This window comes from Nocardiopsis sp. TSRI0078, assembly GCF_001905145.1.
In the GTDB taxonomy this organism is placed as follows: Bacteria; Actinomycetota; Actinomycetes; order Streptosporangiales; family Streptosporangiaceae; genus Nocardiopsis.
In genome coordinates, this window is sequence record NZ_LWLB01000023.1 from 1 (window position 1) to 15,142 (window position 15,142).

Annotated in this window: 12 protein-coding genes and 1 pseudogene; 5 read left to right on the forward strand and 8 right to left on the reverse strand. The window is 71.9% G+C overall.

The features are described from left to right. A pseudogene (locus A6A08_RS14430) lies at positions 1 to 181 on the reverse strand (cellulose 1,4-beta-cellobiosidase); the annotation flags it as partial. A 454-nt stretch (positions 182 to 635) separates the two neighbouring features. Here A6A08_RS14430 and A6A08_RS14435 point away from each other — a divergent pair. Then, complete coding sequence (locus A6A08_RS14435; RefSeq protein ID WP_073703118.1) at positions 636 to 1,256, forward strand: FMN reductase; 621 nt, start codon at positions 636 to 638, stop codon at positions 1,254 to 1,256. 84 nt (positions 1,257 to 1,340) lie between these two features. Here A6A08_RS14435 and pdxA read toward each other — a convergent pair whose 3' ends face one another. Continuing rightward, positions 1,341 to 2,363, reverse strand: a complete 1,023-nt coding sequence (pdxA, locus tag A6A08_RS14440; protein WP_073703119.1) for a 4-hydroxythreonine-4-phosphate dehydrogenase PdxA — start codon at positions 2,361 to 2,363, stop codon at positions 1,341 to 1,343. Between the two features lie 290 nt (positions 2,364 to 2,653). Between pdxA and A6A08_RS14445 the strand changes: the two genes are divergently transcribed. From A6A08_RS14445 to A6A08_RS14455, 3 genes are all read left to right on the forward strand, one after another. Beyond that, positions 2,654 to 3,652, forward strand: coding sequence for a dihydroxyacetone kinase subunit DhaK (locus tag A6A08_RS14445; RefSeq protein WP_083609151.1), 999 nt, complete (start codon positions 2,654 to 2,656; stop codon positions 3,650 to 3,652). A gap of 35 nt (positions 3,653 to 3,687) precedes the next feature. Then, positions 3,688 to 4,326, forward strand: coding sequence for a DAK2 domain-containing protein (locus A6A08_RS14450; protein WP_073703121.1), 639 nt, complete (start codon positions 3,688 to 3,690; stop codon positions 4,324 to 4,326). Positions 4,327 to 4,811: 485 nt separating this feature from the next. Then, positions 4,812 to 5,759: an MSMEG_6728 family protein gene (locus tag A6A08_RS14455; RefSeq protein ID WP_073703122.1), complete on the forward strand. Its 948-nt coding sequence runs from the start codon at positions 4,812 to 4,814 to the stop codon at positions 5,757 to 5,759. Between the two features lie 189 nt (positions 5,760 to 5,948). Here the strand turns inward: A6A08_RS14455 and rph are convergent, their stop codons facing one another. Then, entirely contained in the window at positions 5,949 to 8,543 is a 2,595-nt protein-coding gene (rph, locus tag A6A08_RS14460; RefSeq protein WP_073703123.1) for a rifamycin-inactivating phosphotransferase, read from the reverse strand. An 869-nt stretch (positions 8,544 to 9,412) separates the two neighbouring features. On the opposite strand from rph, the gene A6A08_RS14465 reads away from it, so the two are divergent. Further along, a complete protein-coding gene (locus A6A08_RS14465) occupies positions 9,413 to 10,357 on the forward strand; it encodes a DMT family transporter (RefSeq protein WP_073703124.1) in 945 nt (314 codons plus the stop codon). 62 nt (positions 10,358 to 10,419) lie between these two features. On the opposite strand, the gene A6A08_RS14470 is transcribed toward A6A08_RS14465, so the two are convergent. The 5 genes from A6A08_RS14470 to A6A08_RS14490 all read right to left on the reverse strand — a co-directional run bounded on the left by A6A08_RS14470 (position 10,420) and on the right by A6A08_RS14490 (position 15,082). Beyond that, positions 10,420 to 11,193, reverse strand: a complete 774-nt coding sequence (locus A6A08_RS14470) for a class I SAM-dependent methyltransferase (RefSeq protein ID WP_073703125.1) — start codon at positions 11,191 to 11,193, stop codon at positions 10,420 to 10,422. Then, positions 11,186 to 11,356 (reverse strand): hypothetical protein, encoded by a 171-nt coding sequence (locus A6A08_RS27625; RefSeq protein WP_199866937.1) that lies wholly within the window; start codon positions 11,354 to 11,356, stop codon positions 11,186 to 11,188. Before A6A08_RS27625 ends, A6A08_RS14470 begins: the two co-directional genes overlap by 8 nt. Before the next feature lie 816 nt (positions 11,357 to 12,172). Beyond that, the gene (ligK, locus tag A6A08_RS14480; RefSeq protein WP_073703127.1) at positions 12,173 to 12,856 is read right to left on the reverse strand and encodes a 4-carboxy-4-hydroxy-2-oxoadipate aldolase/oxaloacetate decarboxylase; all 684 of its coding nucleotides are present in this window, start codon (positions 12,854 to 12,856) and stop codon (positions 12,173 to 12,175) included. 40 nt (positions 12,857 to 12,896) lie between these two features. Further along, positions 12,897 to 13,913, reverse strand: a complete 1,017-nt coding sequence (locus A6A08_RS14485; RefSeq protein WP_073703128.1) for an amidohydrolase family protein — start codon at positions 13,911 to 13,913, stop codon at positions 12,897 to 12,899. Then, positions 13,910 to 15,082: a 4-oxalomesaconate tautomerase gene (locus A6A08_RS14490; protein ID WP_073703129.1), complete on the reverse strand. Its 1,173-nt coding sequence runs from the start codon at positions 15,080 to 15,082 to the stop codon at positions 13,910 to 13,912. Before A6A08_RS14490 ends, A6A08_RS14485 begins: the two co-directional genes overlap by 4 nt. Positions 15,083 to 15,142 lie beyond the last annotated feature (60 nt).

Genomic DNA, 15,142 nt, shown 5'->3' on the forward strand with positions numbered 1-15,142 from the left:
CGGCCGCGGTGAAGCCCGAGCCCCAGTCGTTGACCTGGTAGTCGACCTCACAGCCGGCCGCGGCGCTGGCGGAGGCCGGTAGGGCGACGGCCAGGGCGGTGCCGACGATCAGGGCCGATGTCGCGGCGAGGCCGCGCCGTGCGCCCGGACGCCTGTCCGGTGCACGCAGGATTCTGCTCATCTCTTGCTTTCCTCGTGGTGGGGGGTGTGCCAGAGGGCCAGAGTGTCGGTACGCGCAAAGGCGGTCACCGACTGACGTGTGGAATCCGTGGGGAGCGAGGGACGTGGCGGTGCGCGGGGCACACGGCCTCCAGGGGTCGCGAGGGGATTCTCCGCATGACTGGGAGCGCTCCCAGAGCAAAGGCGGAGGGGGTGCCGTGGGGAATGGACTGGAAGCGCCGGTCGGTCGTCCACGCCCTCGAATGTGGTCCATCTCATTCGGGAGCGCTCCCATGAGAGTAGCCGCCTCCCGTTCCCGTGTAAACACCCCGTGAACAACCGCGTTCACCCCGGAGCGGGGCCCTACCCCGCCGGGGATCCGCGACCTTTGAGCACCCGGAATAGCGGCGCCCCCTCCCCCGTTCACCGTGGTAACTTCAGATTACTTCTCAGGAAGCTTTTTTCTAGGGGGATAGATGGCGACCCGCACACTGGTGACCGTCTCGGCGGGGATGAGCACGCCGTCCTCGACCCGTCTGCTCGCCGACCGGCTCACCGCCGCCGCGACACGCTCCTTGGAGGAGCGCGGGGAGGACGTGGAGATCCTCACCGTGGAGCTGCGCGAGGTGGCGCACGACATCGTCAACGCGATGACCACCCGTGTACCCACCGGTGAGCTGCGCACGGTGCTGGAGGACGTCTCCCGCGCCGACGCGGTCATCGCCGTCACCCCGGTGTTCAACGCCTCCTACAGCGGTCTGTTCAAGTCGTTCTTCGACGTGGTCGACCCCGAGGACCTGGACGGCAAGCCGGTGCTGATCGGCGCGACCGGCGGCAGCCCGCGCCACTCGCTGGTGCTGGAGCACGCCCTGCGGCCGATGTTCGCCCACACCCGCTCGGTGGTCGCGCCCACCGGCGTGTACGCGGCCTCGGAGGACTGGGGCGCCGGCGAGGGCGGCGGCCGCGAACTCTCCGCGCGCATCGACCGCGCCGGCGGCCAGCTCGCGGCACTGGTGGGCGAGCGCACCCCCGGAGCCGGCGACCCCTACGAGGAGCCCACCCCCTTCGCCGAACTGATGTCGGGCCTGGGCGCCTGACACGCGAACGGCGTCCCCCGCGCACCGCGTGCACGGGGGACGCCGTCGCGCGCGGAAGAGGTCGCCCGCGCGCGGGACCGGCCGTCAGCTCCCGTACTCGGCGCGGATGCGGTCGGCGAAGCGGGCGAGGTCGGCTCCGTGCAGGAAGGCCGAGCGCATGGTGCCGTGGTCGGCCACTCCCCCGCCGGCGATGTCGAAGGCCGTGCCGTGGTCCACCGACGTGCGCAGGATCGGCAGGCCCACCGTCACAGAGACCGTCCCGTCGAAGTCGAAGGTCTTGGCCGCGATGTGGCCCTGGTCGTGGTACTGGGACAGCACGCCGTCGTAGTGGCCGGTCAACAGGCGGTGGAAGACCGAGTCCGCCGGGACCGGGCCGACCACGTCCGCGCCCGAGGCGCGCACCCGCTCCACGGCCGGGGCCAGATGACGGATCTCCTCGTCGCCGAAGGCGCCGTTCTCCCCGCCGTGCGGGTTGATCGCCGCCACCGCCAGGGTCGGCTCGTCGTGGCCGAACACGCGCAGCGCGGTGAGCGCCTCGGTGATGGCCCCCACCTGCTGCTCCTCGTCGATCATGTCCAGGGCGCCGCGCAGCGAGACGTGGCGGGTGGCGAAGAAGATCTTCCTGCCGCGCACCACGAACATCGTGTTCTGGCGTGTGGCTCCGGTCAGTTCACCGAGCATCTCGGTGTGGCCCAGGTGCCGGCTGCCCGCGGCCCAGACGGCCTCCTTGTTGATGGGCCCGGTGACGATCCCGTCGACGCGCCGCTCCAGGGCCGCCCGCGTGGCGACCTCGATCGCGCGGACCGCGGCGGCCCCGGCCCGCGCGTCGACCCTTCCCCACTCCAGCTCGGTGTCGCCGAGCTCGCCGATGTCGAAGCAGTCGATGACCCCCTCCTGTTCGGGAGGCAGGTCCCAGGTCGTGGTGGCGCGCACCTCGGTGTCCAGGCCCCAGACGCCGACCGCGCGGCGCAGCACGGCGGGGTCGGCGACGACCACCCCGCGGGCCGGGGCGCCGGCGGCGGCCTCGGCGAGGGTGCGCACGGTGATCTCCGGGCCGATGCCGACCGGGTCGCCGACGGTGATGGCCAGGATCGGGCGTTCAGTCATGTTCTCTTCCTTGGTTCAGGAGCGGCCAGGGCGAGGATCCCGGCCATGGGCACCCCCTATCCCGGAACCAGGGCGGTCACGCCCGGCAGCGGCGGGCTGGTCAGACCCGGCGCGGCGGTCGCGTCCGCTCCGCATCCTCATGGCCGCCTGCCCGGCGGGGCCCAGGCGCTCCCGGGCGGGGACGGTAGCGCCCGGGTACGGCGGGACTCCGGGACCCGGACGTTTGGGGGACGCGGTCCACGGCTATGTACGAACCGCCGAACACCGTCGCCGGACCGCGGAGCATGCCCTTGAGAAGACAGTTCCTGAACAAGCCGGACGACGTCGTCTCCGAGGCGCTGGAGGGGTTCGCCGCGGCCTGGCCGCACCACGTGCGCCTCAACGAGGATCCCGCCTACGTCGTCCGCGCCCGTCCGGCCACCGACAAGGTCGCGGTCGTCTCCGGCGGCGGTTCGGGCCACGAGCCCCTGCACGTGGGCTTCGTGGGCACCGGCATGCTCGACGCCGCCGTGCCCGGAGCCGTCTTCGCCTCCCCCACCGCCGTGCAGATCAGGGCCGCTTCCATGGCCGCGGACACCGGCCGCGGCGTGCTGCACGTGGTCAAGAACTACACGGGCGACGTGCTCAACTTCCGCATCGCGGGCGAACTCCTGGCCGACGAGGGGGTGCGCAGCGACATCGTCCTGGTCGACGACGACCTGGCCACCGACACCGGCGACGCCGACGGCCCCGGGCGGCGCGGCACGGCGGCGGTCGTGGCGGTCGAGAAGGTCTGCGGTGCCGCGGCCGAGCGCGGCGCGGACCTGGAGACGCTGACCGCGCTCGGACGCCGGGTCGCGGCCCACAGCCGCACCCTGTCCGTGGCGCTGGCCGCGGGTGCCCACCCGGGGCAGTCGCGGCCCTCCTTCGAACTGCCCGAGGACGCGGTCGAGTTCGGTGTGGGCATCCACGGCGAGCGAGCCCGGGAGCGGCGCGCCTTCGGCCCCACGGGCGAACTCGTCCCCCAGATGGTGTCTCCGCTGGTGAAGGCGCTGGAGTTGGGGCGCGGCGAGCAGGTGATAGCGATCGTCAACGGCCTGGGCGCCACCCACGACCTGGAGCTGTACGGCGTGTTCGGCGAGGTGCGGCGGTTCCTCGAAGGCGCCGGGATCGACATCGCGCGCCCGCTCGTGGGCTCCTACGTCACCTCCCTCGACATGGCGGGCTGCTCGGTCACCCTGGTACGCGCCGACGAGGAGATCCTGAAGCTGTGGGACGCCCCGGCCGCCACACCGGCGCTCACCTGGTAGACCCGCCCGCCCCAGACCGCACAGGAGTACCGGCCATGGCAGACCAGCTCAGCCCCGCCCACGTCGAACGGTGGGTCCACGGCTTCGTCGACGCGGTGGAGGAGGCGGGCGACCACCTCACCGACCTGGACCGCCGCAGCGGCGACGGCGACTTCGGGACCAACATGGTCACCGCGCTGCGCCGCTCGCGGGAGGTCCTGGCGGGCGCCGACACCTCCACGGCCGGGGCCCCCTTCCAGGTGATGGGCGAGACCTTCCTCGCCCACAGCGGCGGCACCAGCGGCCCGCTGTTCGGGATGTGGTTCCGCGACTTCGGCAAGGTGGGCGCCGACGCCGGGGCCCTCACCCTGGCGATGGTGGCCGAGGCCACGGCGAACGGGTGGGCGACCTTGGCACGGCTGGGCTCGGCCAAGGTCGGGGACCGCACCATGGTCGACGCCATCGCCCCGGCCTCGGAGGCCCTGGCCACGGCGGTCGACGACGGTTCCGGCCTGGTGGAGGGGCTGCGGTCCGCGGCGGAGGCCGCGCGCCGGGGGGCCGACGGCACCAGCGACCTCCTCGGCCGCCGGGGACGCACCAGCTACGTGGGTGAGTCGGCTCTGGGCAGCCCGGACCCCGGCGCCGTGACCATCGCCCTGTTCTACCGGACGGCGGTGGAGGCCGCCACCGCATGAGGCACGCGGCGCGAGGGCGACGCGCGGACCCCGCGCAGCGGGCCCTGCTCGTTTCCGACAGCCAGGAGGGCGGGTTCCGGCACTGACCTTGTGGTGCGGTGGCAACCCGCCACTCAGACGGGGTCGAGGACCCTGGTGCGAAGGAGATCGGAGTTCGCCCTGCCGGACATCCGCCCCTTGAGCGTCTTGATCTCGTTCACGGTTCCTTCCGCTGCTCCGGAACTGTGGGGCAGGCTCAGGCCGGCGCGGACCGCCGTGCGGTCGTGGCGGAGGCCGCGGGCGAAGGAACGCGGCGCGGGAAGGAGTTCCGTGGACGCGGCGGCGATCTACTCGTCCAGTCGATGTCCCCCGCGGTGGACCATCCGAACGCGATCCTGCGAAGGTCGGTCCGAGGAAGAGGGCGGAGCCGGCTCAGGGGCAACACCGGCAGCGGACCGCACGACAGGCCTGATCGGCGAGGACGCCGCGGGTCGGATGGGGGGACGATGCAGACCTTCTTGCCCCACCCCGCGTTCGCCGAGTGCGCGCGGGCACTGGACGACCGCAGGCTGGGCAAGCAGCGGGTGGAGACCATGCAGGTACTGCGGGCCCTGGTGTGGCCCGCGTACGGGTGGAAACGCCACCCCGCCGTGGCGATGTGGCGCGGCTTCGTGCCCGCGCTGGTGGGTTACGGAGTCGCGGTGTGCCGTGAGTGGCGCCGCCGCGGGTACGCCGACTCGGTACTGCCCTCGCTGCCGGCCTTCACCGGGGGCCGCGTCCCCGAGGAGGAGGAACTGTGGGAGCGCGACCTGCTCCCGCCGTGGCTGGGGGACGGGGCGCTGCACGCCTCGCACCGCTCGGCCCTGGTGTACAAGGACCCGGCCCACTACGGTCCCCTGTTCCCCGGAACGCCCGGCGGCCTGCCCTACGTCTGGCCCCGTCCGGTCTTCCCCCGGTGGCCGCTGCGGCGCGGCGCCACCGAGGCGATGCCGCTCGGGAAGGCCGTGGAGCTGCTGGAGGCCGACGCTCTGCCGAACGAGCAGGCGGCCGCCCTGGAGCGGCTGGTCCGCGGCCGCAGCGCGTCGCTGCGCCTCACCGGACCGGGCGACACCGTGCCCGGGCTGCTCGCCGGACTGTGTACACCCGGCGAGACGCTGTGGCTGGTGCCCGGGTGTCCGCCGCCCAGACCGCAGGGCTGCGCCGACCCGGGCCCCTCGGAGGCGGTCGGGCGGACCAGCCGGTCGACCGCACGCCAGCCCGGGCCCGAGGACGAGGCGGCGATGCACGAGGAGGCCGGCGAGCCGGAGTTCCGGTTCCGCCGGATCGCCCCGGGGAGCGAAACGGAGGTGCCCGTGCCACCCTTGGCCGGGCTGGTCGTCCTCGACGGCGCCGAACTGCCCACGCCGCGCTCGGCCCCGCTGGTGCTGCGCATGCTGCCCGCGGTCGACACCTAGGTGCATTGATCACTGAGGTTGGTGGGGCCGTGCGCGTTACCTTGCCGACGCATCCGAGCCGGGGGACCTCCTCCCCTCGCGCTACGGCCTTCCACCGCGTAAGACTTCAGAGCGAAGCACCGGGAGAACGCCCCCGTCACCGATGGCGGTTCACGCCCTGTGCGGCGGTCCCGGGGCCGGTGCGGCGGTTCAGGCGAGGATCTGGACGTACCCGTCGGTTCCGTGAACACGGATCCGCTGCCCGTCCCGGATCCTCCGGGTGGCCTGGTCCACACCCACGACGGCCGGCAGACCGTACTCCCGCGCGATCACCGCCCCGTGCGTCATGAGTCCGCCCACCTCCGTCACCAGTCCGGCGACGGTGACGAACAGGGGGGTCCAACTGGGGTCGGTGTAGGCGGTGACCAGGATGTCGCCCGCCTCAAGGTCGGCCTGCGCCATATCCGTGACGACACGGGCACGGCCTTCGACGGCCCCGGCCGAGACCGGGAGACCGGCCAGCGCGCCGGACGGGACGTCGTCACGCCGGTACCGGGCGGTGATGGCCTCGCCGTCCGACGTGAGGAGCCGGGGCGGGGTGAGCGCCTCGTACGACCGGAACGCCTCCCGCCTTCGCAGAATGAGTCCGGCGTCCACGTCGTTGGTTCGCACGGCTTCCTCCAGCTCGTGGAACCGGAGGAAGAAGATGTCCTCGTCCTCGCGCAGGGCGCCGGACCGGACGAGGCGGCCGGCCTCCCGCAGCAACGCCTGCTTGTAGACGAAGTAGCGGCTGACCATGCCGTACTTGGGATACTCCCGGTATCCGGCGAAGGCGCGGACGCGGTCGATCATCCGCCTGGTCTCCTCGGCCTTGCGCTCGCCGTCGGGAAGGGCGCTCAGGCGCGCCAGCAGTTCCCGTTCCTTCCGCCGTGCCTCCCGGAGCCCCCGTTCGAAGCGTCGCTCGCCTTCTCCCGGTGCGAAGTTCCTGATGTTGCCGAGGATGATGGGCACGAGTGCGGCGGGCTGCTCGCTCCAGCGCGTTCTGGTGATGTCGATCTCGCCCACGCAGCGCATCCCGTACGTGTCGAGGTAGTCACGGACGGCGTCACGTGCTTCCGGTCCGCCGGCCAGCCCGGCCATCTCGTTCAGAAAGCCGTCGCCCTCGCGGCCCTCGTCCACGACACGGTGCAGGAACGCCACGACGTCCGCGTGCGGCCGGATGGTGTCCGCCACGTCGAGAAGCGCCAATCCCATCTCCGAGGTGACGTTGCGGGGGACGGATTGTGTGAGCGCGTCGGCCGCGTTCTTCTCGCCCAGCCACTCCTCCACGTGCTCATTGAGCCACTGGCCGGCCTCCATCGCCGCCATGACCACCTGGAGGCCCTGCGGATCGAAGAGGATGCGCCTCAGCTCTGCGATGTCGGCCCGGATGAAGTCGAGCAGCGCCGGCCCGGACAGATTCCGGATCTCGCGCCGCAGGGCGGCGACGGAGGCCTCATTGCGTCGGATCAGCTCGCTGACGATGTCGGGATCGGTCGCGACCGGGCCGGGTGCGTCACCGGCGGGTGCGGTGGTGGGTTCTTCGTCCGGAAGCGTTCTGAGGAAGCCGCCGCGGTCGAGGACGGTCCGCAGCGCGTCCCCGAGCAGCGGGTCGGAGCCCCCCAGGGCCTTCAAGAGGCTCGCGCGGCCTGTGGGCGTCGCCAGGGCGGGGGCGACGTCCACGAACAACCGCCCGCCCGCCTCGTGCATCGGCCTCGGGGTCGTCAGCTGCCACAGGGAGAGCCCCAGCGGCTTCATCGCGTCGGTCATCATCTGCTGGTGACCGACGGAGACGTAGACGTGGTTCTCCTGGTCATCGCTCGTGGGGACGGGGAACAGGGTGGTGATCGGCCGGCTCTGGACGATGTGGAAGTCGTCGCCGACCCGGCACCATTCGATGTCCTGGGGTCGGCCGAAGTGCGCTTCGATGCGTCGGCCCAGCCGCACCAGGCGCACGACCTGTGCTTCTGTCAGGGTCGACCGCGTCTGCCGCTGCGGCTCGACCGGTGCGTCATGGGTGCCGCCTCCCGGTGAGGCCTGCACGGACCGGGTCTTGGCGGCGATCGCCGTGGAGACGACCTGGTCGTCGCGCACCGTGTGGACGTCACCGCGGACCTGGCCGGAGACGAGGGCCTCGCCGAGCCCCCAGCCGGCCTCCACGGTGGCGGTCTTGCGGTCCGAGGTCACCGGATCCGCGGTGAACAGGGTCCCGGCAGCGTCCGGGAACACCATCTGCTGTACGACCACGGCCATATCCGTCTTCCGGTGGTCGAAGCCGTTGCGGAGGCGGTAGGTCACCGCCCGCTCGGTGAACAGCGAGGCCCAGCACCGCCGGACGTGCCGAAGGACGGCCGCCGGACCCGTGATGTTCAGGTACGAGTCCTGCTGGCCGGCGAAGGACGCGGTCGGCAGGTCCTCGGCGGTCGCGCTGGAGCGCACCGCGTAGGAGGCGTGTTCATCGAACCGGGTGAGCGCTTCGCCGATCTCCGCGGCAAGGTCGTCGGGCACCGCGACGCCTTCGACGCTGCGGCGTATGTCGGCGCTCAGGGTACGGATCGCCGCGCGGTCGTCCGGTTCCACGCGCGACAGCAGGTCGAACCGGGTGTCGATCGACGGTGCCTCGGCGACGATCCGCCGGAAGGCGTCCGTCGTGATGCAAAAGCCCTCCGGCACGCGGATACCGGAGATTCGCGAGAGCTCGCCCAAAAGCGCCCCCTTTCCGCCGACGTCAGCGACATTCGTCGCGTTGATCTGATCGAAATCCATCACGTATCGCAATTTCTTTGCCCTGCCATTCGTCGATGCGGTGCGCAAGGCAGCAAGTATGGAATATTTTTCAGTGCCTCATGAGACGCGCGGATCTGATATAAAGTGAAAGTGGCGGGGATCGGTCGGCACCTCGTGCGCGGCCCCGGCGGCCAGGCTCCCCCGCGGCCGCCGAGGAGGCCCGGTGAGGCCCGCCCCGCACACGGTCTGCCAGGAGGCTGGCGGTCCCGCCGGCGGCGACGGCCACCACCTCTTCCACGGACACGCCGCCGAGCTCGGCGGGCCCCGCGCCGGTAGGAGCCGGACGTTCTTCCACCGCTTGGAACCGGCGCTGGTCTTCGGCCGCTCTGAGCGCATGTCGGCCCGGTTCCTCCGAGAGGCGTACGCCTTGTCGGCACGCACGCGGCCGGGCCGGACGCGGAGCCCCGCCCCGTATCCGCTTCCCGGGAGCCGTCGGCCTGCCCGTGCGACACCTCGTACGACAGGGCCTTATCCCCGGCAGGAACCGGACTGGCAACAACGCGTCCGGCTTGCAGGAGAATCGGCCTCGAAACAAAGATCGGATCATCACACAGGGGGTCGTGTGCTGTCAGCACTCGGAGTCGACGCCGCTGCTGGATCCGTCCATCGGGCCATGGTCGACCACCCGGAGGGGGTCGCGAGCTCACGTGCGCCCATGCTCCGCGAGTTCGCCGCCCTTTCCGCCGCTGTCGCCAGCCGCCTCGCCCCCCGCCCTCCTGACCGGGTCCGTCGCCACGCCCGCCCCGCACGTCATCGCGTCCAGAACCCCGGTCGCCCCAGCCGACGGCGCCGGATGGAGCCGACCGACACACGACTCCCACCACCGAACCGAAGGAGAACACCCCCTCTTGACCGCAACCGAAACCCCCTCCACCCGGCGGTCCACTGAATCGACAGCCACCCGTGCTCTGCGGTCGGCGGTATGGGCAGGCCCTGTTCTGGCGGGAGCGGCAACGCTCATCTGGTCGGGCAACTTCGTCATCGCCCGTGCCGTCTCAGGCGAGATCCCTCCCGTCCAAACGGCTTTTTGGCGGTGGGCGATCGCCCTGGCCGTCCTGGCGCCGTTCGCGGCCAAGGGCCTGTGGGAGCACCGCCGCACCATCCATCGGCACGCTCTCTACATCGCGCTCGTCAGCCTGCTCGGCGTCACGCTTTTCAACACCCTCATCTACATCGCAGGGCACACCACGTCGGCGACCGATCTCGCCCTCATCGCCGCGGCCTCCCCTGTCGCGATCGCCGTGCTCGCCGTCGTCGGCGGAGAACGCCTCTCGCCCCTGCGCATCACCGGCATGTTCATCGCCCTCGCCGGTGTGGTCGCCCTGATCACCAAGGGGGATGTGGGCGCGCTGCTCCACACGGAATTCGCTTCCGGCGACCTGTGGATGATCGCGGCCATGCTCACCTTCGCCGCCTACTCCGCCCTTCTCAAGCGCAAACCCCAGCAGATCCCCGCCGTGGTGTTCCTCGCCGCGACCGTCCTGTTCGGGCTGGTCATGCTGCTGCCCGCACAGATCGTCTCCCTGGTCGTGGAAGGAGGCTTCACTCCCACCACCGGCACCCTGTCCGCCCTGGCCTATATCGGAGCCGCGTCCTCGGCGCTGGCGTTCTTCCTGTGGAACAAGGCCGTGGAGTCGGTCGGCGCCACCCGCGCCGGAGTCGTCTACTACCTGCAACCGGTCTGCGTCGCCGTTCTCGCCTACTTCACCATCGCCGAACCCGTCACGGGCGCCCAGGTCGCCTGCACGGCCCTGATCCTGGCCGGGGTCGCCCTCTCCTCCATCCGGAATTGATCCACGCCCCCGCACCGCACCGCACCGCACCGAGGAGAGCCGTATGTCCACTACTCCGAAGGTCAACGCCGACGCGCGGTGACCAGCCAGGCACGGGAGTCGAACCACACGCCCTCGCCGGTGTCATGGGCGTCGAGCACGGCCAGCAGCCGTTCGAGAGCACGCGCCGCCGCCGCGGTGTCCAGGCCGGCGACCAGATCCTTGACCATCCGCAGAGCGAACAGGGTGTCACGGGCACCGGCCGCGTCCGGGCCGTAGTAGATCGGCTGGCCTACCTCGGTGGTCTCGACCGCGGTGAAGCCGGCAGCGGTCAGCACGCCGGCCGCGACGGCCGGATCCGCCAGCGAGAAGGCGCCACCACCGAGTCCGGCCGGCACCGTCCGGTCACCGGCCAGCGCCCGCCGGATCGCGCCGAACCACTCCTGGCGGTCCTCGGCCTGCCACACCAGCTGCACCAGCCGCGCACCCGGCCGCAACGCCCACCCGATGTTGGCGAACGCCGCGACCGGGTCGGTGAAGAACATCGTGCCGAACCGGCTGATCCCCAAGGTGAAACCCCCCGGCGCAAAGGGGTGGACCTGGGCGTCGGCCCGCTCGAAGCCGACGTTGCGGACCCCCTCCTCCTCGCTCAGCCGGCGGGCGCGGTCCACCATCGGGCGGGACAGGTCCACGCCGAGCGCGCTTCCCGACGGCGCGGACCTGGCGGCGTCCCGCGTGGTCTGCCCGGTACCGCAGCCGATGTCGAGCACGCGATCAGTGGCCCGGACGTCGGCGGCCGCTCGCAGCCGCGGGTTGTAGCGGCTCAGTTCGGCGTCGTAGTCGAACAACTCAATCACCGCCCGGACCCGCTGGACCGTCGCGGAGTACGCCGCGCACCGCGCCGAGCCGTGCACCCGGTTCGGGCTCCGGCAGCCCCCAGGTCGCGCCGGCGGCGTGCGGCAGTGGGTCGGCGAGGTCGTCGAAGAGCGGCGGCCGGAGTGCCGACCGTAGCCGGTTCATGGGCGGCCTCCTTTCGTGTACCGCACCAGGGCCGGCACGAAGACATCCCCCACCGGCCTCGGCAGGTCGTGTCCGGCCCTTTCCGGGGCCGGCAGTCGCGCTTTCGGGGACCACGTCGCGCAACGCCTCGCGTGCGGCGGCGGCAGGAGTGGGTCGTGGCCGCGGTGGACCACGAGCGTCGGCGCCGCGATGTGGCCGAAGCCGCCTCGGGCCGGTCCGTCGAGGTCGGCGGCGTAGTGGTTGACCAGAGTCGAAGCATAGCTCCTGGCGTGGGCCACGTCACGTTCGGCCGACGCTCGGACCGTGGCCTCGTCGGAGCACGGCGGGCCACCGGCGTTCTCCTGCTCGCGCCCCCGCTCCTGCTGCCCGAACGGACGCACTTGTCCGCCCCTGAGCCCGCCGCGTCGACCGAAGACCTCCGGGTCCCGTGACCCACCGCAACACACCGCTCCCCCGGAAGGACGCCGCGGGCCCGTCGAGCGTCGTCGCGCCCGCACGGTCGCGCCTGTCACCGCGGAGACGGGGATGTCGCCGGCGGCGTCGGCCCCCGTCCCCCACAGCACGTGGACGGTGCGTCTGTGGCGGGACGGGAGCAGAGCACACCTGCCATCGAAGGGAGCGATGACCGATTGACACACGGGAGTGCCGGGAGGCGGTCCCGGCACACGCCCCGGCCTCCATCACGGTCGGCACAAGACACTCCCGCACCAGGTGCGGTCGTAGCGATTCGTGAGCGGCGTCCACGGGGCCGTGGATGCCGCTGTCCGTGCCTCCCACCTGACGAGAGGTGTCAGCCGATCAGCCAGGTCAGTCGGATCAGTCGAGGTAGCGCAGGCCGGCCGACGCCAACTTCTCGCGCATGCCGTAGATGTCCAGGCCCAGCTCGCCGTCCTGGAACCGGGCGCGCTTGGACTGCTCGTTCTCCTCGCGGCGCCGTGCGGCCTCGGCCACCTCCGGGGCGGAGACGCGGGGCACCACGACGACGCCGTCGGCGTCGGCGACGACGACGTCGCCCGGGTGGACCAGGGCGTTGGCCACGGTGACAGGCACGTTGACCGAGCCCAGTGTCGCCTTCACGGTGCCCTTGGCGTTGATCGCACGGCTGAAGACGGGGAAGTCCATCTCGCTGAGCTCGGCGGCGTCCCGGCAGCCACCGTCGATGATCAGGCCCACGGCGCCCCGGGCACGGAAGGAGGTCGCCAGGAGTTCGCCGAAGAACCCGTCCTCGGACTCCGTCGTGCAACCGGCCACGACGACGTCACCGGGGCGGATCTGTTCGGCGACGACGTGCAGCATCCAGTTGTCGCCGGGTTGGAGCAGCACGGTGACCGCGGTTCCGCACAGGCTGGCCTTCGGATAGACCGGCCGGATGTAGGGCCGCAGCAGGCCTGTGCGCCCCTGCGCCTCGTGCACGGTGGCGACGCCGAAGCGGGACAGCTCCTCGACGGTCTCCGGCGCGGCGCGCTCGATGGAGCGGTGGACGACTCCGAGCTCGGTCATGACTCTCCTCGTGCGTGGGTGGATGGGTTCGGACCGGCCCTCATCGGCCCTGTCTCCTCAACCGGGCGTCGAGCCGCGGGTACACCCGGCGGGCGTTGCCCTCCAGGACGGCCTCGCGTGCGGTCTCGGGCAGGTCCGCGCGCTGGAGGTAGCGGCCCGTGTCGTCGAAGTGGTGCCCTGTGCGCGGGTCGATGTCGCGGACGGCGCCGATCATCTCCGAGGCGAAGAGGATGTTCTCGTGCGGGACGACGTCGAGCAGCAGGTCGATGCCCGGCTGGTGGTACACGCAGGTATCGAAGAACACGTTGCCGAGCACGTGCTTTTCCAACTCGGGCCTGCCGAGGGCCATCGCGAGTCCGCGGAAGCGCCCCCAGTGGTAGGGCGCGGCCCCGCCCCCGTGGGGGATGACGAGCCGCAGGTCGGGGAAGTCGGCGAAGAGGTCGCCCTGGACCAGCTGCATGAACGCCGTGGTGTCGGCGTTGAGGTAGTGCGAGCCGGTGGTGTGGAAGGCGGGGTTGACGCTGGTGGAGACGTGCACCATCGCGGGGATGTCGTATTCGCACATCGCCTCGTAGATCGGGTACCACGAGCGGTCGGTGAGCGGGGGCGAGTCCCACAGCCCGCCGGAGGGGTCCGGGTTGAGGTTGATCGCCACCGCGCCGAGTTCCTCGACGGCGCGCCGCAGTTCGGGCAGGCAGCCGGCCGGGGCGGCGCCCGGGGACTGCGGCAGCATGGCGGCCGGAGCGAAGCGTTCCGGGAAGAGTCGCGTCACGCGGGCGATGAGGTCGTTGCAGATCCTGGCCCACTGGACGGAGGTGGCCTCGTCGCCGATGTGGTGGGCCATGAAGGAGGCCCGCGGCGAGAACACGGTCAGGTCGATGCCGCGTTGGTCCATGAGGGCGAGCTGGTTGCTCTCGATCGCCTCGCGCAGCTCGTCGTCGCCGATGCGCAGCTCGTCGGGCTCGGGTCCGCCGTCGAGTGCGGCGATCTGGGCCTGGCGCCACTGGCCGAGGGCGTCGGGCGCGGTGGTGAAGTGCCCGTGGCAGTCGATGATCATCGGTTCGTTTCCTTCATTGATGGGGTCCAGACGCCCAGGGGGACGTAGAGGTCCCCGGCCATGAGCGCTCGTGCGGTGCGTACGAGCGCGGAACTGGTGATGCGGGTGGGGTCGCCGGGCTCCCAGCCGAGCCGTACGCCGAAGGCCCCGCTCGGGTGCTCGATGGAGAGGGTGGCCTCGGCCCCGTCGGTGGCCGGCAGGTCCGCGAGGTCGTGCGCGACCGTTCCCGGGAGCGCGCAGGCGGTGGCGGCGGTGACGGCCGCCAGCACGCCGATCGACTCGTGGACCACCCTGGGGATGAAGCTGCGCGTGGTCACGGCGCCCCCGTGCTGTGGAGGCGAGATCAGCGTCATCTTCGGGTAGTTGCGGTCCGAGACGTCGCCGAGTCCCATGAGCGTGCCGCAGGCCAACCGCAGCGCCTCGACCCGGTCGCGCAGCACGGGGTCCGCGGTGAGCTCGGCCGGGCTCTCCCGCCCGGTGGCGCCGAGCGCGGAGGCGGCGACGATGACGAGGGGCTGGCCGTTGTCGATGCAGGTGACCTCGACCGGCCCCGCGCCGGGAACCTCGACCGTGTCTCGGAGGTTGCCCGTCGGCAACAGGGAACCGGCGATGGATCCCGCCGTGTCGAGGAAGCCGATCGTCACCGGCGAGGAGCTGCCGGGGGCGCCGTCGATGCGGGTGTCCCCCGCGTAGTCGACGCTCCGTACGCCGCCGGCCTGGGGCGTGTGCACCGAGATCTGCGCGACCGCTCCCGTGTTGAGGGTGCGCACCCGCACGGTCGTGGTGTCCTCGGTGGGCACGACCATGCCGGTCTCGATGGCGAAGGGCACGACCGCGGCGAGCAGGTTGCCGCAGTTGGCGTTCATGTCCACGGAGTCGTCGTGGGGTTGTAGCTGGGCGAAGCGGAAGTCGAGATCAGCGCCGGGCTCCGTGCTCGGGCCGACGATGCCGGCCTTGGACGTGAGCGGGTGTCCCCCGCCCAGGCCGTCGATCTGCAGCGGGTGGGGTGAGCCGAGCGCGGCCCGGAGCACCCGGACGAGGGTCTCGTCGTCATCGGGCAGGTCCGCGCGGCGGAAGAACGGTCCGCGGGAGGTCCCGCCACGCATCAGGACGGAGGGGATCGCGAGCTGGTGCCCGCGGACCCGCGTCCCCGGGCGCGGCTCGTGCACCCGTTCCGGCGTGTGCCCCGTTTCCGGCTCGTGCACGCCGTGCGGCACACGGACCTGGCC

What these genes read in the sequence shown, in the direction of transcription:
- A6A08_RS27625 (WP_199866937.1), bottom strand. Translation starts at nt 11,356, where the DNA reads ATGAACCGGCTACGGTCGGCACTCCGGCCGCCGCTCTTCGACGACCTC.
- rph (WP_073703123.1), bottom strand. Translation starts at nt 8,543, where the DNA reads ATGGATTTCGATCAGATCAACGCGACGAATGTCGCTGACGTCGGCGGA.
- ligK (WP_073703127.1), bottom strand. Translation starts at nt 12,856, where the DNA reads ATGACCGAGCTCGGAGTCGTCCACCGCTCCATCGAGCGCGCCGCGCCG.
- A6A08_RS14455 (WP_073703122.1), top strand. Translation starts at nt 4,812, where the DNA reads ATGCAGACCTTCTTGCCCCACCCCGCGTTCGCCGAGTGCGCGCGGGCA.
- pdxA (WP_073703119.1), bottom strand. Translation starts at nt 2,363, where the DNA reads ATGACTGAACGCCCGATCCTGGCCATCACCGTCGGCGACCCGGTCGGC.
- A6A08_RS14435 (WP_073703118.1), top strand. Translation starts at nt 636, where the DNA reads ATGGCGACCCGCACACTGGTGACCGTCTCGGCGGGGATGAGCACGCCG.
- A6A08_RS14450 (WP_073703121.1), top strand. Translation starts at nt 3,688, where the DNA reads ATGGCAGACCAGCTCAGCCCCGCCCACGTCGAACGGTGGGTCCACGGC.
- A6A08_RS14485 (WP_073703128.1), bottom strand. Translation starts at nt 13,913, where the DNA reads ATGATCATCGACTGCCACGGGCACTTCACCACCGCGCCCGACGCCCTC.